13 protein-coding genes are annotated in these 14,818 nt (G+C 71.5%); 10 read left to right on the forward strand and 3 right to left on the reverse strand.

What is annotated here, in order from left to right; genetic code table 11:
- Positions 1 to 33: 33 nt before the first annotated feature.
- The 9 genes from panC to ACIQPT_RS15920 all read left to right on the forward strand — a co-directional run bounded on the left by panC (position 34) and on the right by ACIQPT_RS15920 (position 7,497).
- On the forward strand, positions 34 to 1,098 hold the full coding sequence (gene panC / locus ACIQPT_RS15880; RefSeq protein ID WP_401156302.1) for a pantoate--beta-alanine ligase: 1,065 nt from the start codon (positions 34 to 36) through the stop codon (positions 1,096 to 1,098).
- Entirely contained in the window at positions 1,095 to 2,786 is a 1,692-nt protein-coding gene (locus tag ACIQPT_RS15885) for an L-aspartate oxidase (protein ID WP_401156304.1), read from the forward strand. Before panC ends, ACIQPT_RS15885 begins: the two co-directional genes overlap by 4 nt.
- 139 nt (positions 2,787 to 2,925) lie before the next feature.
- Positions 2,926 to 4,008, forward strand: a complete 1,083-nt coding sequence (gene nadC, locus ACIQPT_RS15890) for a carboxylating nicotinate-nucleotide diphosphorylase (RefSeq protein ID WP_401156306.1) — start codon at positions 2,926 to 2,928, stop codon at positions 4,006 to 4,008.
- Entirely contained in the window at positions 4,008 to 4,805 is a 798-nt protein-coding gene (locus tag ACIQPT_RS15895; RefSeq protein WP_030087892.1) for a type III pantothenate kinase, read from the forward strand. The genes nadC and ACIQPT_RS15895 overlap by 1 nt, the downstream gene beginning before the upstream one ends.
- A 163-nt stretch (positions 4,806 to 4,968) precedes the next feature.
- On the forward strand, positions 4,969 to 5,553 hold the full coding sequence (locus ACIQPT_RS15900; RefSeq protein WP_401156364.1) for a hypothetical protein: 585 nt from the start codon (positions 4,969 to 4,971) through the stop codon (positions 5,551 to 5,553).
- A gap of 91 nt (positions 5,554 to 5,644) precedes the next feature.
- Positions 5,645 to 5,824, forward strand: coding sequence for a hypothetical protein (locus ACIQPT_RS15905; RefSeq protein WP_401156308.1), 180 nt, complete (start codon positions 5,645 to 5,647; stop codon positions 5,822 to 5,824).
- A 131-nt stretch (positions 5,825 to 5,955) separates the two neighbouring features.
- Positions 5,956 to 6,438, forward strand: a complete 483-nt coding sequence (locus ACIQPT_RS15910) for a BlaI/MecI/CopY family transcriptional regulator (protein WP_401156309.1) — start codon at positions 5,956 to 5,958, stop codon at positions 6,436 to 6,438.
- Positions 6,439 to 6,447: 9 nt separating this feature from the next.
- Positions 6,448 to 7,017, forward strand: a complete 570-nt coding sequence (locus tag ACIQPT_RS15915) for an amino-acid N-acetyltransferase (protein WP_401156310.1) — start codon at positions 6,448 to 6,450, stop codon at positions 7,015 to 7,017.
- Positions 7,018 to 7,161: 144 nt separating this feature from the next.
- Positions 7,162 to 7,497, forward strand: a complete 336-nt coding sequence (locus tag ACIQPT_RS15920; RefSeq protein ID WP_003968298.1) for an Lsr2 family protein — start codon at positions 7,162 to 7,164, stop codon at positions 7,495 to 7,497.
- On the opposite strand, the gene ACIQPT_RS15925 is transcribed toward ACIQPT_RS15920, so the two are convergent.
- Entirely contained in the window at positions 7,476 to 8,078 is a 603-nt protein-coding gene (locus ACIQPT_RS15925) for an SCO3374 family protein (RefSeq protein WP_401156312.1), read from the reverse strand. The two genes, ACIQPT_RS15920 and ACIQPT_RS15925, sit on opposite strands and share 22 nt — an antisense overlap.
- Before the next feature lie 450 nt (positions 8,079 to 8,528).
- Between ACIQPT_RS15925 and ACIQPT_RS15930 the strand changes: the two genes are divergently transcribed.
- Complete coding sequence (locus ACIQPT_RS15930) at positions 8,529 to 11,057, forward strand: ATP-dependent Clp protease ATP-binding subunit (RefSeq protein ID WP_069757166.1); 2,529 nt, start codon at positions 8,529 to 8,531, stop codon at positions 11,055 to 11,057.
- Positions 11,058 to 11,135: 78 nt separating this feature from the next.
- Here ACIQPT_RS15930 and ACIQPT_RS15935 read toward each other — a convergent pair whose 3' ends face one another.
- Positions 11,136 to 14,393 (reverse strand): NACHT domain-containing protein, encoded by a 3,258-nt coding sequence (locus ACIQPT_RS15935; protein WP_401156314.1) that lies wholly within the window; start codon positions 14,391 to 14,393, stop codon positions 11,136 to 11,138.
- On the reverse strand, positions 14,390 to 14,776 hold the full coding sequence (locus tag ACIQPT_RS15940; protein ID WP_401156316.1) for a trypco2 family protein: 387 nt from the start codon (positions 14,774 to 14,776) through the stop codon (positions 14,390 to 14,392). Before ACIQPT_RS15940 ends, ACIQPT_RS15935 begins: the two co-directional genes overlap by 4 nt.
- Between the last annotated feature and the right edge of the window lie 42 nt (positions 14,777 to 14,818).

Raw genomic sequence — 14,818 nt, forward strand, 5'->3', positions numbered from 1 at the left:
GATCATCAGCTGTACGGGACCGGGAGAGACCCGATGACGACCACCAGCCGTACGGGAGACGAGAGCGCCGCCCCGGTCCGCCGGAGCACCGCCCCCGCCCTCCTGCGCACCGCCGCCGAGCTCGACGCGCTGCCCCGCCCCGCCGGGGCCGAGCGGGCCGTCGTCATGACGATGGGCGCGCTCCACGACGGCCACGCCGCCCTGATCCGCGCCGCCCGCGAAGCCGCGGGTGCGGCCGGCCAGGTCGTGGTCACCGTCTTCGTGAACCCGCTGCAGTTCGGCGAGGCCGCCGACCTGGACCGCTATCCGCGCACCCTGGACGCCGACCTGGAGATCGCCGCGGCGGCGGGGGCCGACGCGGTCTTCGCCCCCGGTGCGGACGAGGTCTACCCCGGCGGCGAGCCCCAGGTCCGGATCACCGCGGGCCCCATGGGCGAGCGTCTCGAGGGCGCGGCCCGGCCCGGGCACTTCGACGGGATGCTCACCGTCGTCGCCAAGCTCCTCCACCTCACCCGCCCCGACGAGGCGTTCTACGGGCAGAAGGACGCCCAGCAGCTCGCCCTGATCCGCCGCATGGTCCGCGACCTGAATTTCGGCGTCCGCATCACCGGCGTCCCCACCGTCCGGGACCCGGACGGCCTCGCGCTCTCCAGCCGCAACCGCTTCCTCTCCCCCGAGGAGCGGCACACCGCGCTCGCCCTGCCCCGCGCCCTGTTCGCGGCCCGCGACCGGCTCGCCGCCCAGCAGGCCCTGCACGAACGGGCCCGGGCCACCGCGCCCGAGTCCGGCGACCGGGCCGCCGGGCTCAACCGGCTCGGCGAGGCCCGCGCCGCCGCCGACGCCCAGGCCGTGGCGCTGGCCCGGCCCAACGGGGCGCCCGCGGCCGTCCGCGCCGCCGCCCGGACCGTGCTGGAGGAGGCCGCCGCCCGGGACCGGCTGCCGCTCGCCCTGGACTACCTGGCCCTGGTGGACCCGGCGGACTTCACCGAGATCCCGGACGACCGTGAGAGCGGGGAGGCGATCCTCGCCGTCGCGGCCCGGGTCGGGAACACCCGCCTCATCGACAACATCCCCCTCACCTTCGGAGCCCTGACGTGACCGGAATACGGCTGACCGCCCCCGCCCCCGGCTGGGCCATCGACGCGGACGTCGTGGTGGTCGGCTCCGGCGTCGCCGGACTCACCGCGGCACTGCGCTGCGCCGCCGCCGGCCTGGACACCGTCGTCGTCACCAAGGCCCGCCTCGACGACGGCTCGACCCGCTGGGCCCAGGGCGGCATCGCCGCCGCGCTCGGCGAGGGCGACACCCCCGAGCAGCACCTCGACGACACCCTCGTCGCGGGCGCGGGCCTCTGCGACGAGGAGGCCGTGCGCACCCTGGTCACCGAGGGCCCCGACGCCGTACGCCGGCTGATCGACACCGGCGCGCACTTCGACACCACGGACGGCGGCGACATCGCGCTGACCCGCGAGGGCGGCCACCACCGCCGCCGCATCGCCCACGCGGGCGGCGACGCGACCGGCGCGGAGATCTCCCGCGCCCTGGTCGGGGCGGTCCGCGAGGCCGCCCTCCACACCATCGAGAACGCCCTGGTCCTGGACCTCCTCACGGACGCCGAAGGCCGTACGGCGGGCGTCTCGCTGCACGTCATGGGCGAGGGCCAGCACGACGGCGTCGGCGCGGTCCGGGCCCCCTCGGTGGTCCTCGCCACCGGCGGAATGGGCCAGGTCTTCTCCGCCACCACCAACCCCTCCGTCTCCACCGGCGACGGTGTGGCGCTGGCGCTGCGGGCCGGGGCGGAGGTCTCCGACCTGGAGTTCGTCCAGTTCCACCCGACCGTCCTGTTCCTCGGCGCGGACTCCGAGGGCCAGCAGCCGCTGGTCTCCGAAGCCGTACGGGGCGAGGGGGCGCATCTCGTCGACGGCGACGGCGTCCGCTTCATGCTCGGGCAGCACGAGCTGGCCGAGCTGGCCCCCCGCGACATCGTCGCCAAGGGCATCACGCGCCGGATGCACGAGCAGGGCACCGAGCACATGTATCTGGACGCCCGGCACTTCGGGGCGCGGATGTGGGAGCAGCGCTTCCCCACCATCCTGGCCGCCTGCCGGACCCATGGCATCGACCCGGTCACCGAGCCGATCCCGGTCGCCCCGGCCGCGCACTACGCCTCCGGCGGCGTCCGCACCGATCTGCGGGGCCGCACCACCGTCCCCGGGCTGTACGCCTGCGGCGAGGTCGCCTGCACCGGTGTGCACGGGGCCAACCGCCTCGCGTCCAACTCCCTCCTGGAGGGCCTGGTCTTCGCCGAGCGCATCGCCGCCGACATCGCCGAGGTCCGCCCGTCCCGCACCGAACCGGCCGCCGTCCCGGGCACCGGCGATCCCGCCCCGCTGCTGGCCCCCGAGACCCGTACGGCGATCCAGCGCGCCATGACCCGGGGCGCCGGAGTCCTGCGCTCCGCCGACAGCCTGGCCACCGCCGAAGCGGAGCTGGAGGCCCTGCACCGCGAGGCCGCCGCCGACGCGGACGGGGCCAGGGTCTCCAAGGCCGTCGTCCCCGGGGTCGAGGCCTGGGAGGTCACCAACCTGCTCCTGGTCTCCCGGGTCCTGGTCGCCGCCGCCCGGGCACGCGAGGAGACCCGCGGCTGCCACTGGCGCGAGGACCGGCCCGACCGCGACGACGCCCACGGCCGCCGCCACCTGGTCGTCCGTATCGGGCCGGACCGCACCCCGGTCGTCCACCGCACGGAGACCGCCGCATTCCCGCCCGTACGCCCGTCGGATTGAGCAGACTGCTGGAAGCACCCGCTCCGCCGCACCCGCGGGGCAGCACCGGCAGCACCGGCAGCAACACACGCACCACCGGCACCACCCGAAGCACCAGCCGCACCCGCACCGCCCGCCACGCCCCCGAGGAGCCGACACCGTGAGCACGCCCGAAGAGAATCCGCGCCCCACACCCGTGGACGTACCGCTGATCAGCGTCGGCGCGCCCGCATCGTCCGCACCGGCGGGAGGCGGCTGCGGCGACGGCTGCGGCTGCGGCGGTGACGACGGGTTCGACCCCGAAGCCCTGGAGTGCGGCCTGGACCCGGCGCTCGCCCTGCTGCTGGCCCAGGCGGGGCTCGACCCCGTCCAGGTCGAGGACGTCGCCCATGTGGCGATCGAGGAGGACCTCGACGGCGGGGTGGACGTCACGACCGTGGCGACCGTCCCCGAGGACGCCGTGATCACCGGTGACTTCACCGCCCGCGAGGCGGGCGTGGTGGCCGGGCTCCGGGTCGCCGAGGCGGTCCTGTCGATCGTCTGTACCGAGGAGTTCGAGGTCGAGCGGCACGTCGAGGACGGCGACCGGATCGTCCCCGGCCAGAAGCTGCTGACCGTCACCACCCGCACCCGCGACCTGCTGACCGGCGAGCGCAGCGCGCTGAACCTGCTCTGCCGCCTCTCGGGCATCGCGACCGCCACCCGCGCCTGGGCGGATGTGCTGGAGGGCTCCAAGGCCCGGGTCCGCGACACCCGTAAGACGACGGCGGGCCTGCGCGCGCTGGAGAAGTACGCGGTGCGCTGCGGCGGCGGCGTCAACCACCGGATGTCGCTCTCCGACGCGGCCCTGGTCAAGGACAACCACGTGATCGCGGCGGGCGGCGTCGCCGAGGCGTTCAAGCGGGTCCGCGCCGAGTTCCCCGAGCTGCCCATCGAGGTCGAGGTCGACACGATGGACCAGGTCCGCGAGGTGCTGGACGCGGGCGTCGACCTGATCCTGCTGGACAACTTCACCCCGGCCGAGACCGCCGAGGCGGTCGCCCTGGTCGACGGGCGGGCGATCCTGGAGTCCTCGGGCCGCCTCACCCTCGACTCGGCCCGCGCCTACGCGGACGCGGGCGTCGACTATCTCGCGGTCGGGGCGCTCACCCACTCCTCGCCGATCCTCGACATCGGCCTGGACTTCCGCGACGCCGACGCATCCGCCACCGGCACCTCCGCCACCGACGGGGCCGACGCCTGATGCTGCTCACCATCGACGTCGGCAACACGCACACGGTCCTCGGCCTCTTCGACGGCGAGGAGATCGTCGAGCACTGGCGGATCTCCACCGACGCCCGCCGCACCGCCGACGAGCTGGCCGTCCTGCTCCAGGGCCTGATGGGCATGCACCCGCTGCTCGGCATGGAGCTGGGCGACGGCATCGAGGGCATCGCGATCTGCGCCACCGTCCCCTCGGTCCTGCACGAACTGCGCGAGGTCACCCGCCGCTACTACGGCGACGTCCCCGCCGTCCTGGTGGAGCCGGGCGTCAAGACCGGCGTGCCGATCCTGATGGACAACCCCAAGGAGGTCGGCGCGGACCGCATCATCAACGCGGTCGCCGCCGTCGAGTTGTACGGGGGCCCGGCGATCGTCGTCGACTTCGGCACCGCCACCACCTTCGACGCGGTCTCCCCGCGCGGCGAGTACGCGGGCGGGGTGATCGCCCCCGGCATCGAGATCTCGGTCGAGGCGCTCGGTGTCCGGGGCGCCCAGCTCCGCAAGATCGAGCTGGCCCGGCCGCGCAGCGTGATCGGCAAGAACACCGTCGAGGCCATGCAGTCCGGCATCATCTACGGCTTCGCGGGCCAGGTCGACGGGGTGGTCGCCCGGATGAAGAAGGAGCTGGCCGCCGACCCGGACGACGTCACGGTCATCGCGACGGGCGGCCTTGCTCCGATGGTGTTGGGGGAGTCCTCGGTCATCGACGAGCACGAGCCGTGGCTGACGCTCATCGGGCTGCGCCTGGTGTACGAGCGGAACGTGTCCCGGTCGTAGCGGCCGGCTCGCCGGAACCCCGGCGGTACCTGCGGGAACGGCCGGGGGCGGGGCCGGAGGACCGGGCCGGGCACGCCGCGCCACCGACGACCAGTTAAACGGATTTTGTCCATTTAGCACGTATTGTCGCGTTATGCCCACGCCCTACGGTTCACGAGGCGGCATGGCGTTCAGCGCGGACGAGCTGCGGGTGCTCCGACGTGCCCTCGCCATCGCCCTCCACCCCATGCCCCTGTCCGACGAGGACGTCCAGGACTGCCTGCGGCTCGCCGGCTCCGTGGACGAGGCGGCCGGCGAGGCGGGTCGGCTGCGAGCGTTCCTCCTCGCCGACCTCGCCCGCTACCGCAACGCCCTCCCCGGCTCCGCCACCGGCTATCTGGAGCTGCTCCAGGACGCCCTGGCGGCCGGCTACGACCCCCGCCCGGACGATCTGGCCGCCCTGCGGGCCCTGCGCGGGGGGCGGCTCGCGGCGGCCCTCCTGGAGCGCTGTCAGGTGCTCGCCGAGCGTTCCGTACGGGCCCGGCTCGCCGGCCGCTCCGCCGGACTCACGGCCCCGGGGCCCCGCAGCCGGCTGCTCGCCCTGCCCGGCGGCCGCGCCGCAGACCGGGAACCGGACCGACCCAGGACCCCGGCCGCCCCGGGCCGCCCGCAGAAGCCCGGCGACCGCCCGATGCCCAAGCCCTCCGAGGTCTTCCCGCCGCGCCGCCGGCCCGCACCGCCCCCGTCCGAGGAGCGGGCGGCCGGCTGACCGCACCCGCACCCCCGCTCGGTCCCGACGCGGCGGCCTCCACCGGGAGGGCGCCGCGTCGGGGCGTCCGGGGCTCGCTACTCTGGACGGCATGGACTATGTATCCGCGCTCGTGCCGCCCGTGGTGATGGCCGTCTTCTTCATCGCTCTGATCGTGATCATCGTCAAGAGTCAGGGTGGTCCGAACAAGACCAAGGAGGACGGCGCGGTGGACGCGGCGCTGGCCCGCGCGGAAACCGTAAAGCAGACCGCTCGTCCGGAGAACGTCTGACCGCGGGAGCGGTCCGCCCGCACCGCGTCTTCCCGGCGTACGTCCCAGGAGCGCACGACTCGTCGGAGCCGTGCGCTCTTTTGCTGTGTAAATACCAGAACATTCAGGACATCTAGCACTAAAGTGATCTCGTGCCCCGTCAATTGGGAGACCTCGAAGACGCCGTGATGACACGCGTCTGGCAATGGAACAGGCCGGTCACCGTGCGGGAAGTCCTCGAGGACCTTCAGCAGGAGCGGTCCATCGCCTACACGACCGTGATGACGGTAATGGACAATCTCCATCAGAAGGGCTGGGTACGCAGGGAAGTCGACGGCCGCGCCTATCGATATACGGCCGTCTCCACCAGGGCCGCCTACTCGGCCGCGCTGATGAACGAAGCCTGGTCACACAGCGACAACCCCGCCGCCGCACTTGTCGCGTTCTTCGGCATGATGTCCGCCGAGCAGCGCGAAGCGCTGCAGGATGCCGTTCGCATGGTTTCCCCCAACCCTGCCGAAACCGCCCCCGGCGACCCCGCCGAAACTGCCCCCGGCAACCCCGCGGAACCGACCGCGGACACCGCCGGAGATGGCGCCCCGGCCGATGACGCGACGCCGGAGAGCGGGCGATAGCGTCGGGGCATGTCCTCAGAGCAGCCGCAAAGCGATCCGGAAACCGAACTCCATACCGACCCGTCGGTAAATAAGCCCGCCATCACCGTGCGGCGGGCCAGGACGAGTGATGTCGCGTCGGTACGACGACTCCTCGACGGGTACGTGTCCGGAGGCATCCTGCTCGACAAAGCGACCGTCACCCTTTACGAGGACATCCAGGAGTTCTGGGTCGCGGAACGCGACGAGGACGCGACGGTCATCGGCTGCGGGGCACTTCATGTCATGTGGGAAGACCTGGCGGAAGTACGGACCCTTGCCGTCGACCCCCGCATCAAGGGCGCGGGCGTCGGGCATCACGTACTGGACAAGCTCTTGCAGACCGCGCGATGGCTCGGTGTCCGCAGGGTTTTCTGTCTCACCTTCGAAGTGGACTTCTTCGCGAAGCACGGCTTCGTCGAGATCGGAGAGACGCCTGTCGACACCGATGTCTACAGCGAGCTGCTGCGTTCCTACGACGAGGGTGTCGCGGAGTTCCTCGGTCTCGAACGAGTGAAGCCGAACACCTTGGGCAACAGCCGGATGCTTCTACACCTGTGATCTGCAGAAGGACCTGCAACCCTATGTCCGAATCGCGCACGTTTCCCGTCTTCTCGGGCTGCTGAACCTCTCCCGAGGGTTTGTGTTTTCGAGGGAAAAGCGGTTTCCTTTCCGCGTACTCCATTTTCGATGAAAGGATATCCCGTGGCACAGAAGGTTCAGGTCCTTCTTGTCGATGACCTCGACGGTGTCGAGGCCGACGAGACCGTCACGTTCGCTCTCGACGGCAAGACGTACGAGATCGACCTCACCACGGCCAACGCGGACAAGCTTCGCGGCCTTCTCGAGCCCTACACCAAGGGTGGACGTCGTACCGGTGGCCGTGCCGCCACGGGCCGTGGCAAGGGCCGCGCCGTGGCCGGCGGTAACAAGGACACCGCGGAAATCCGCCGGTGGGCGCGGGAGAACGGCCACAATGTGAATGACCGCGGCCGCGTTCCCGCCGAGATCCGTGAGGCTTACGAGAAGGCCAACGGCTGATCCGCGGAACCCCTTGTCGGCACCCCGGAACGGGCGCGTGACAACCGGACCCGATGGCATTCCGTAGCCGCGGCGTCCACCAGGCGTACGAGATCGGGGGCATCCCCACCGCTGCTCCCGAAGCCCGTGAGAGCCGGCAGCGCCGGCTCGGGCGCATGCCTCGGCTCTGGGGGCCGCAGCCAGCGCGCGGCCCCCGGCGAGTCCCCCGGGGCTCCGGGGAGAGGCGGGGCCGTGACGCGGCCCCCCGCACCCACGGCGGTCAGGTCCAGCGGGACCGGACCCCACTCCAGCCAGTCGAGCAGCCCCGGCAGCTCATCGGCGCCGCCCGCGGCGACCAGCAGCCCCATCCGCGCACCGGACAGCAGCACGGGACCGGTGCGCACCCCGCGCCGCAGCACGGCGTGACCGGCCTCGGCGGGCAGCTCCAGCACATCGAAGCGCACCCCGGTGAGCAGCCGCAGCGGAGCGCGCCCCTCGGTCGCCCAGCCCAGCGCCCCCGCGTACCGCCGGGCGAGAGCGGCGTCGGCGGAACCCGGAGCGGCATCGGGCGACGATCGGGGCTGCGGGACGGTGGGGGTCATGCCCGATGAACCGCCGAACCGCCCCCGGAGTTACGCAGGGTCCGCGCCGCATCACGTTGCGTGCCGCCCGTGGGGGCGTGCGAGGGCGTTGAGCAGCGCGAGGTTGTTCGCCCGTAGCGGAGGGAACCGGGGCGCGCCGCATGGACTGTCAGTGATTGCGGGTAAGACTTTCCTAGTGGGAAGGGGCGACACGCTGGCCGAGGCGTCTCACGTTCGCCATCGGCGTACTGGCGAAAGGGGTATCTGCCTGGCCTGCGGGAACATCGTCTCGCACCATCGGGTTGGAGCAGTTGTCAGCTGTTCGGCAGTAAGAATCCCCGCCCGGCGCGGGGTGATCCGGACGGATGTCGGCAGTTGGAATGAGCTGTCCCGTCCTGCGGGACTAGCATGCGGAAGGACTGGGAGGGGACCGACCCCTCACTGACCGACCGCTCTGAGGAGCGATTAACGATGTTCGAGAGGTTCACCGACCGCGCGCGGCGGGTTGTCGTCCTGGCTCAGGAAGAAGCCCGGATGCTCAACCACAACTACATCGGCACCGAGCACATCCTCCTGGGCCTGATCCATGAGGGTGAGGGTGTCGCCGCTAAGGCCCTGGAGAGCCTCGGGATTTCGCTCGAGGCGGTCCGCCAGCAGGTGGAGGAGATCATCGGACAGGGCCAGCAGGCTCCTTCCGGGCACATCCCCTTCACCCCGCGAGCCAAGAAGGTCCTGGAGCTGTCGCTCCGCGAGGCTCTTCAGCTGGGCCACAACTACATCGGCACCGAGCACATCCTGCTCGGCCTGATCCGCGAGGGCGAGGGCGTCGCCGCCCAGGTCCTCGTGAAGCTGGGCGCCGACCTGAACCGGGTCCGGCAGCAGGTCATCCAGCTGCTTTCCGGGTATTCGGGCGGCAAGGAGGCGGCGACCGCGGGCGGTCCCGCCGAGGGCACGCCCTCCACGTCCCTGGTGCTCGACCAGTTCGGCCGGAATCTCACCCAGGCCGCTCGTGAGTCCAAGCTCGACCCGGTCATCGGGCGCGAGAAGGAGATCGAGCGGGTCATGCAGGTGCTGTCCCGCCGGACCAAGAACAACCCGGTCCTCATCGGCGAGCCCGGCGTCGGCAAGACGGCGGTCGTCGAGGGCCTGGCCCAGGCGATCGTCAAGGGCGAGGTGCCCGAGACCCTCAAGGACAAGCACCTCTACACCCTGGACCTCGGCGCCCTGGTCGCCGGTTCGCGGTACCGGGGTGACTTCGAGGAGCGCCTGAAGAAGGTCCTCAAGGAGATCCGCACCCGCGGCGACATCATCCTGTTCATCGACGAGCTCCACACGCTGGTCGGTGCGGGTGCCGCGGAAGGCGCCATCGACGCGGCTTCGATCCTGAAGCCCATGCTGGCGCGCGGTGAGCTCCAGACCATCGGCGCCACCACGCTCGACGAGTACCGCAAGCACCTGGAGAAGGACGCCGCTCTCGAGCGCCGCTTCCAGCCCATCCAGGTCGCGGAGCCGTCGCTGCCGCACACCATCGAGATCCTCAAGGGTCTGCGCGACCGTTACGAGGCCCACCACCGGGTCTCCATCACGGACGAGGCCCTCGTCCAGGCCGCGACCTTGGCAGACAGGTACATCTCGGACCGCTTCCTGCCGGACAAGGCGATCGACCTGATCGACGAGGCCGGCTCCCGGATGCGCATCCGCCGGATGACCGCGCCGCCGGACCTCCGCGAGTTCGACGAGAAGATCGCGGGCGTCCGCCGCGACAAGGAGTCGGCCATCGACTCCCAGGACTTCGAGAAGGCAGCTTCGCTCCGCGACAAGGAGAAGCAGCTGCTGGCGGCGAAGGCCAAGCGGGAGAAGGAATGGAAGGCCGGCGACATGGACGTCGTCGCCGAGGTCGACGGCGAGCTCATCGCCGAAGTCCTGGCCACGGCCACCGGAATCCCGGTCTTCAAGCTGACGGAGGAGGAGTCCTCCCGTCTGCTGCGCATGGAGGACGAGCTCCACAAGCGCGTCATCGGGCAGAAGGACGCCATCAAGGCCCTTTCGCAGGCGATCCGCCGTACGCGAGCCGGCCTGAAGGACCCGAAGCGCCCCGGTGGCTCGTTCATCTTCGCCGGCCCGTCCGGTGTCGGTAAGACCGAGCTCTCCAAGACGCTCGCCGAATTCCTCTTCGGCGACGAGGACGCGCTGATCTCCCTCGACATGTCGGAGTTCAGCGAGAAGCACACGGTTTCCCGCCTCTTCGGTTCGCCCCCCGGCTACGTGGGGTACGAGGAGGGCGGCCAGCTCACCGAGAAGGTGCGCCGCAAGCCGTTCTCCGTCGTCCTCTTCGACGAGGTCGAGAAGGCCCACCCCGATATCTTCAATTCCCTGCTCCAGATTCTGGAGGACGGTCGCCTGACCGACTCCCAGGGTCGGGTCGTGGACTTCAAGAACACGGTCATCATCATGACGACCAACCTCGGGACCCGGGACATCTCGAAGGGCTTCAACCTGGGCTTCGCCGCCCAGGGTGACGTCAAGACGAACTACGAGCGGATGAAGACCAAGGTCAACGAAGAGCTCAAGCAGCACTTCCGGCCGGAATTCCTCAACCGTGTCGACGACACGGTGGTCTTCCACCAGCTGACCGAGGAAGACATCATCCAGATCGTCGACCTCATGCTCGCCAAGGTCGACGAGCGTCTCCGGGACCGCGACATGGGCATCGAGCTCAGCTCCGAGGCCAAGTCGCTCCTGGCGAAGAAGGGCTACGACCCCGTGATGGGCGCCCGGCCGCTGCGCCGGACGATCCAGCGGCAGATCGAGGACATCCTCTCCGAGAAGATCCTCTTCGGTGAGCTGCGTCCCGGTCACATCGTGGTCGTGGGCACCGAGGGCGAGGGTGACGACCAGAAGTTCACCTTCCGCGGCGAGGAGAAGTCGGCACTGCCCGACGTCCCGCCGATCGAGCAGGCGGCAGGCGGCGCCGGCCCGAACCTGACGAAGGACGCGTGACGCCCGCGTAGGGCACCACGTGAGGGGCTGCCCCGGAACCGGTATCCGTACCGGTCCGGGGCAGCCCCTTTTCCGTGGTCAGTACGGGGTGACGGTCAGGCGGTCGCCCAGTTCCTCCGCACCGATGAGCCGGGGTTGCCCCAGCCCGGTCACCCGCACCTGAAGGTCCGGCCAGGTGTGCAGGGAAGTGAGGTCCAGTACGCGCCGGGCGGAGGCGTCGACCGTGAGCCGGGTGACCCCGGGGAACAGCTGCCGCAGCATGCCCATGTCCTCCGTGTGCGGAGGGGCCTGGACGGACAGGTCGCTGATGCCGGGGGCGCACAGCTTGGAGTCCGGCCGGTGTGTCCAGGGGAACGCGGTGAGGCACAGCCCCGTGATCCGGGGCTGGTCCCGCAGCGCGACGAGCGCGTCGTCCGGAGAGGCGAGCGCGGAGGTCTCCAGCCGGGTGAGCGACGCCCAGGCGCCCAGCCCGTCCAGTACGAGCGGACGGTCGCTCGTCACCGCCAGAGTCTCGACGCCCGGGTGCGCGGCGATCTCGCTCAGCCTGCCCACCGTGAGGTTGTTCAGCTCCAGGACCGTCAGGTGGTCGAACCGTGCCAGTGGCGCCAGTTCGGCGGGGCACAGCGCCTGCGCGTCCAGACCGAGAATGCTCAGGCGGCGGAGTCCGGCGAGCGGCGTCAGATCGCGTACCCCCGGGCACGAAGTGACGGTCAGCTTTGACACGGTGTCCGCGAGTGCGTCGAGGTGGGAGAGGTGGACCAGCAGAGCGTTCGCGTCGATGCCGAGCACCTCGACCCGGCGGCCCCTCAACGCCGCCCCGATCTCCTCCTCGGGCAGGTCCGACGTCAGCACCAGGACCTTGACCGCCGGAATGTGCCGCAGGGCCCTCAGCCGCTTCCGGTCGCCCACCACGAGGGCGGTGGCCGAGGCATCGCAGTGGGCCAGCACGTCGGCGGCGTACTCCTCGGGCGGGAAGAAGGGCCAGGCAGAACCGAAGAGACCGCTCAGACCGGGGTGGGACCGCAGCCAGGCCCGGGCATGTGGGACACCGGGGGCGCCCCCGATCCGCACGATCAGCTCCGCCACGCTCCTGACGGAAGGATCCTCACGGTCCACCCGACCGGGCTCGGGCAGGAAATCCAGAGCGGCCGATCCCAGCCGGACCAGCGCGCGCACCTGCCTTTCGTCGGTCGGCGGGAACAGCGCCGCCGTGCTGCGCCGGACCCGCTCGCTCACCGCCTCGTCCAAGTAGGCCCCGTGCTGGGCGCAGAGGGCGGCCCGGACCCACAGGCGCATGCGCTCGATCGACCCCTCCTCGTGCCGCTCTCCCGTATCCAGCAATCCGCTCACCAGCGATGCCAGGTGACCTCGGTCGCAGTGTCCCGCCGCCAGCAGGATCACGTCCTGCCAGTGCTCCTCGTTCGCGTGGCTCCCCAGTTCCCCGATGTGATCGTCCTCGACGAGTTCCTTCGCCGCCAGGTAGTCCTGGAAGGTGCGGTGGATGAACTGGTAGGTGTCGTCGCCGTGCTCCCGGAGCAGGCCGCTGCGGTTCAGCAGATACGCGAGGATCTGCTCCGGAGGCCCCTGGGCCCTCACCCGTTCCATCCCTCGCAGGGTGTCCCGGAGGAGGCGCAGCGCTTGGGCACGGGTGAACTCCGACTGGCCGTCGCGGACCAGCCAGGCCGCGATGCGCTGGAAGATCTGGGCCTGCTCCTCGACGCGCAGATGGACGCCCTCGGGTTCGCCCATCCGACGGCGGTCGTCGCGATCACCGAGGAGCAGGCTCAGGGCCGAGCGGTAGAGGTCCCAGCGGGTCTCCGGGAGCAAGCCGTCGCGGCGGCGGTGCAGGGCACAGATCACCGCGCAGAGCAGGGGCGTACGCGACAGATCGCGCAGCGTCGGGTTCTGGTCGAACTGGCGGGAGAGATCCTGTTCCAGTTCGTCCAGCCGGTCGGCGTCCTCCTGCTCGGACAGCCGGGCCGCCCGGTGCCAGGAGGCCACGAACGCCTGGATGTCCTCGGTCCGCATCGGCAGCAGACGCAGTTCCTCGAAGCCCTCCGACCGCAGCCAGTCCGGCTCGACGGCGAGCGGCCGTACGGTCGCGACGCAGCGGGTCTCCGGGTAGCGGGCCAGCAGCTGGGCGAGCCAGGTGTGCGCCTGTTCGCGGTCCTCGGGCGGCACCTCGTCCAGGCCGTCCACCAGTAATAACGCCCGGCCCGACGCCAGGACCCGACCCGCCCAGCCCTCCGGGGCCGCGTCCGCCACCAGGCCCGCCGCACCCGACAGCTCCGCCGGGCTCGGGAACGTACCGCCGCGAGCACGCAGGGTCCGCAGCGGGACGACGAGAGGGACCAGGCCGTTCAACGGGGCCAGGTGGTCCTCCAGGGTGCGCGCCGAGGCGTGGGAGGCCAGCCACCACAGCAGGGTCGTCTTGCCCGCGCCCGCCTCGCCACGCAGCAGGATCCGGGGGCGGTCGGCGAGGAGGTCGTCGATGCGCCGGGGGAGCGGAGGGCCGGGGGTGGTGCGGTCCTGCGACTGGGCCTCCAGGCTGAGGTAGGCCGTGTTCAGGTCCCACTCCGAGTCGTGCCTGCTCAGCTCGTCGAGGCCGAAGATCTTCGTACGGCGGTACGCGACGCTCAGCGCCTGGGCGTACTCCGCCTCGTACCGATGGTCCCCCGGGAAATGCCCGTGGACCCGTTCCCGGCGCGGATCCAGGCCCGCCGTGCGGCAGGCCCTGACGAACGGTTCCGCCGCCAGGGCCCGCTCCAGCGGGACGCACTCGACCCGGCGGCCGTCGCGTTGCCGGGGCACCAGGCGGGCCACGCCCAGCAGCACGTCCCCCAGGAAGACAGGGCCGCCGGAAAGCCCGGACAGCGCCGGGGGCTCGGCGTCCGGGCGGGCGGCGGGCGCCCCGTCCAGCTCGCCGACCAGCAGATCGCGGACCCGGCCCGCCATGGGCAGGACCGTCGCCGTGTACTGGTCCACCTCCAGGCGCAGGTCCCGGCCGTAGCGCTGGACGCGTGGAAAGCCGGTGATCTCGCAGCCGGGTATCGCCTGGCGGGTGTCGAGCACGCCGAGCCGCACGGGCGGGACCGGGTGCACCGGATCGGGGGTCTCCAGCAGGGCCGCGTCCAGCTCGTGGTCGATCCAGGCGACGGTGGCCGGTATCCGGTCCGCCAGCGCGGGGTGGGCGATGTGGACGGAGTCCGACGTGACCACGTGGGCGCAGGTCAGGACCAGCCGGTCGGTGAGCAGGACGCCGCTGCCCTGGAGGCCGCCGAAGACGGCCACCGTACGGTCGCCGAAGTGCGCGGCGGGCGGGATCGCCGAGGTCACGGGCGGCCTGCCCCCGCACCGTCCCCGCCCGGCCCGGGGCTCCCGCCGAACCCCGCCGTCGACCCGTCGTCCGCCGTCCCGATCTCCCAGGCCTCGCCCGTCGCGGCGTTGCGCGGGGTCAGGGTGAAGGCCACCTTGTGCGTGCGGCCCGTGGTGCGGGCGGCGTCCGCGCCCGCCTCGACCACCCAGGCCTTCACCTTGCCGCCCGCCCCGGCCTCCCGGCGCAGTTCCAGGGTGAACTCCATCTGGATGTCGCCGACCGCGAAGGAGACGGGGTGGTCCGTGGCCCGGGTCGCCGCGTCGATGAGCTGGTTGCGGATGGACGCGACGGCATCGGCGAGCTCGATGCCGTCCAGTGCGTGGGTGGTGTTCTCGGTCGTCATGGGGTCCCCCGGGGTGCGGCGCCGCTTTCCCGTCAGCGTAGT

Source organism: Streptomyces sp. NPDC091289, assembly GCF_044757365.1.
GTDB lineage: Bacteria > Actinomycetota > Actinomycetes > Streptomycetales > Streptomycetaceae > Streptomyces.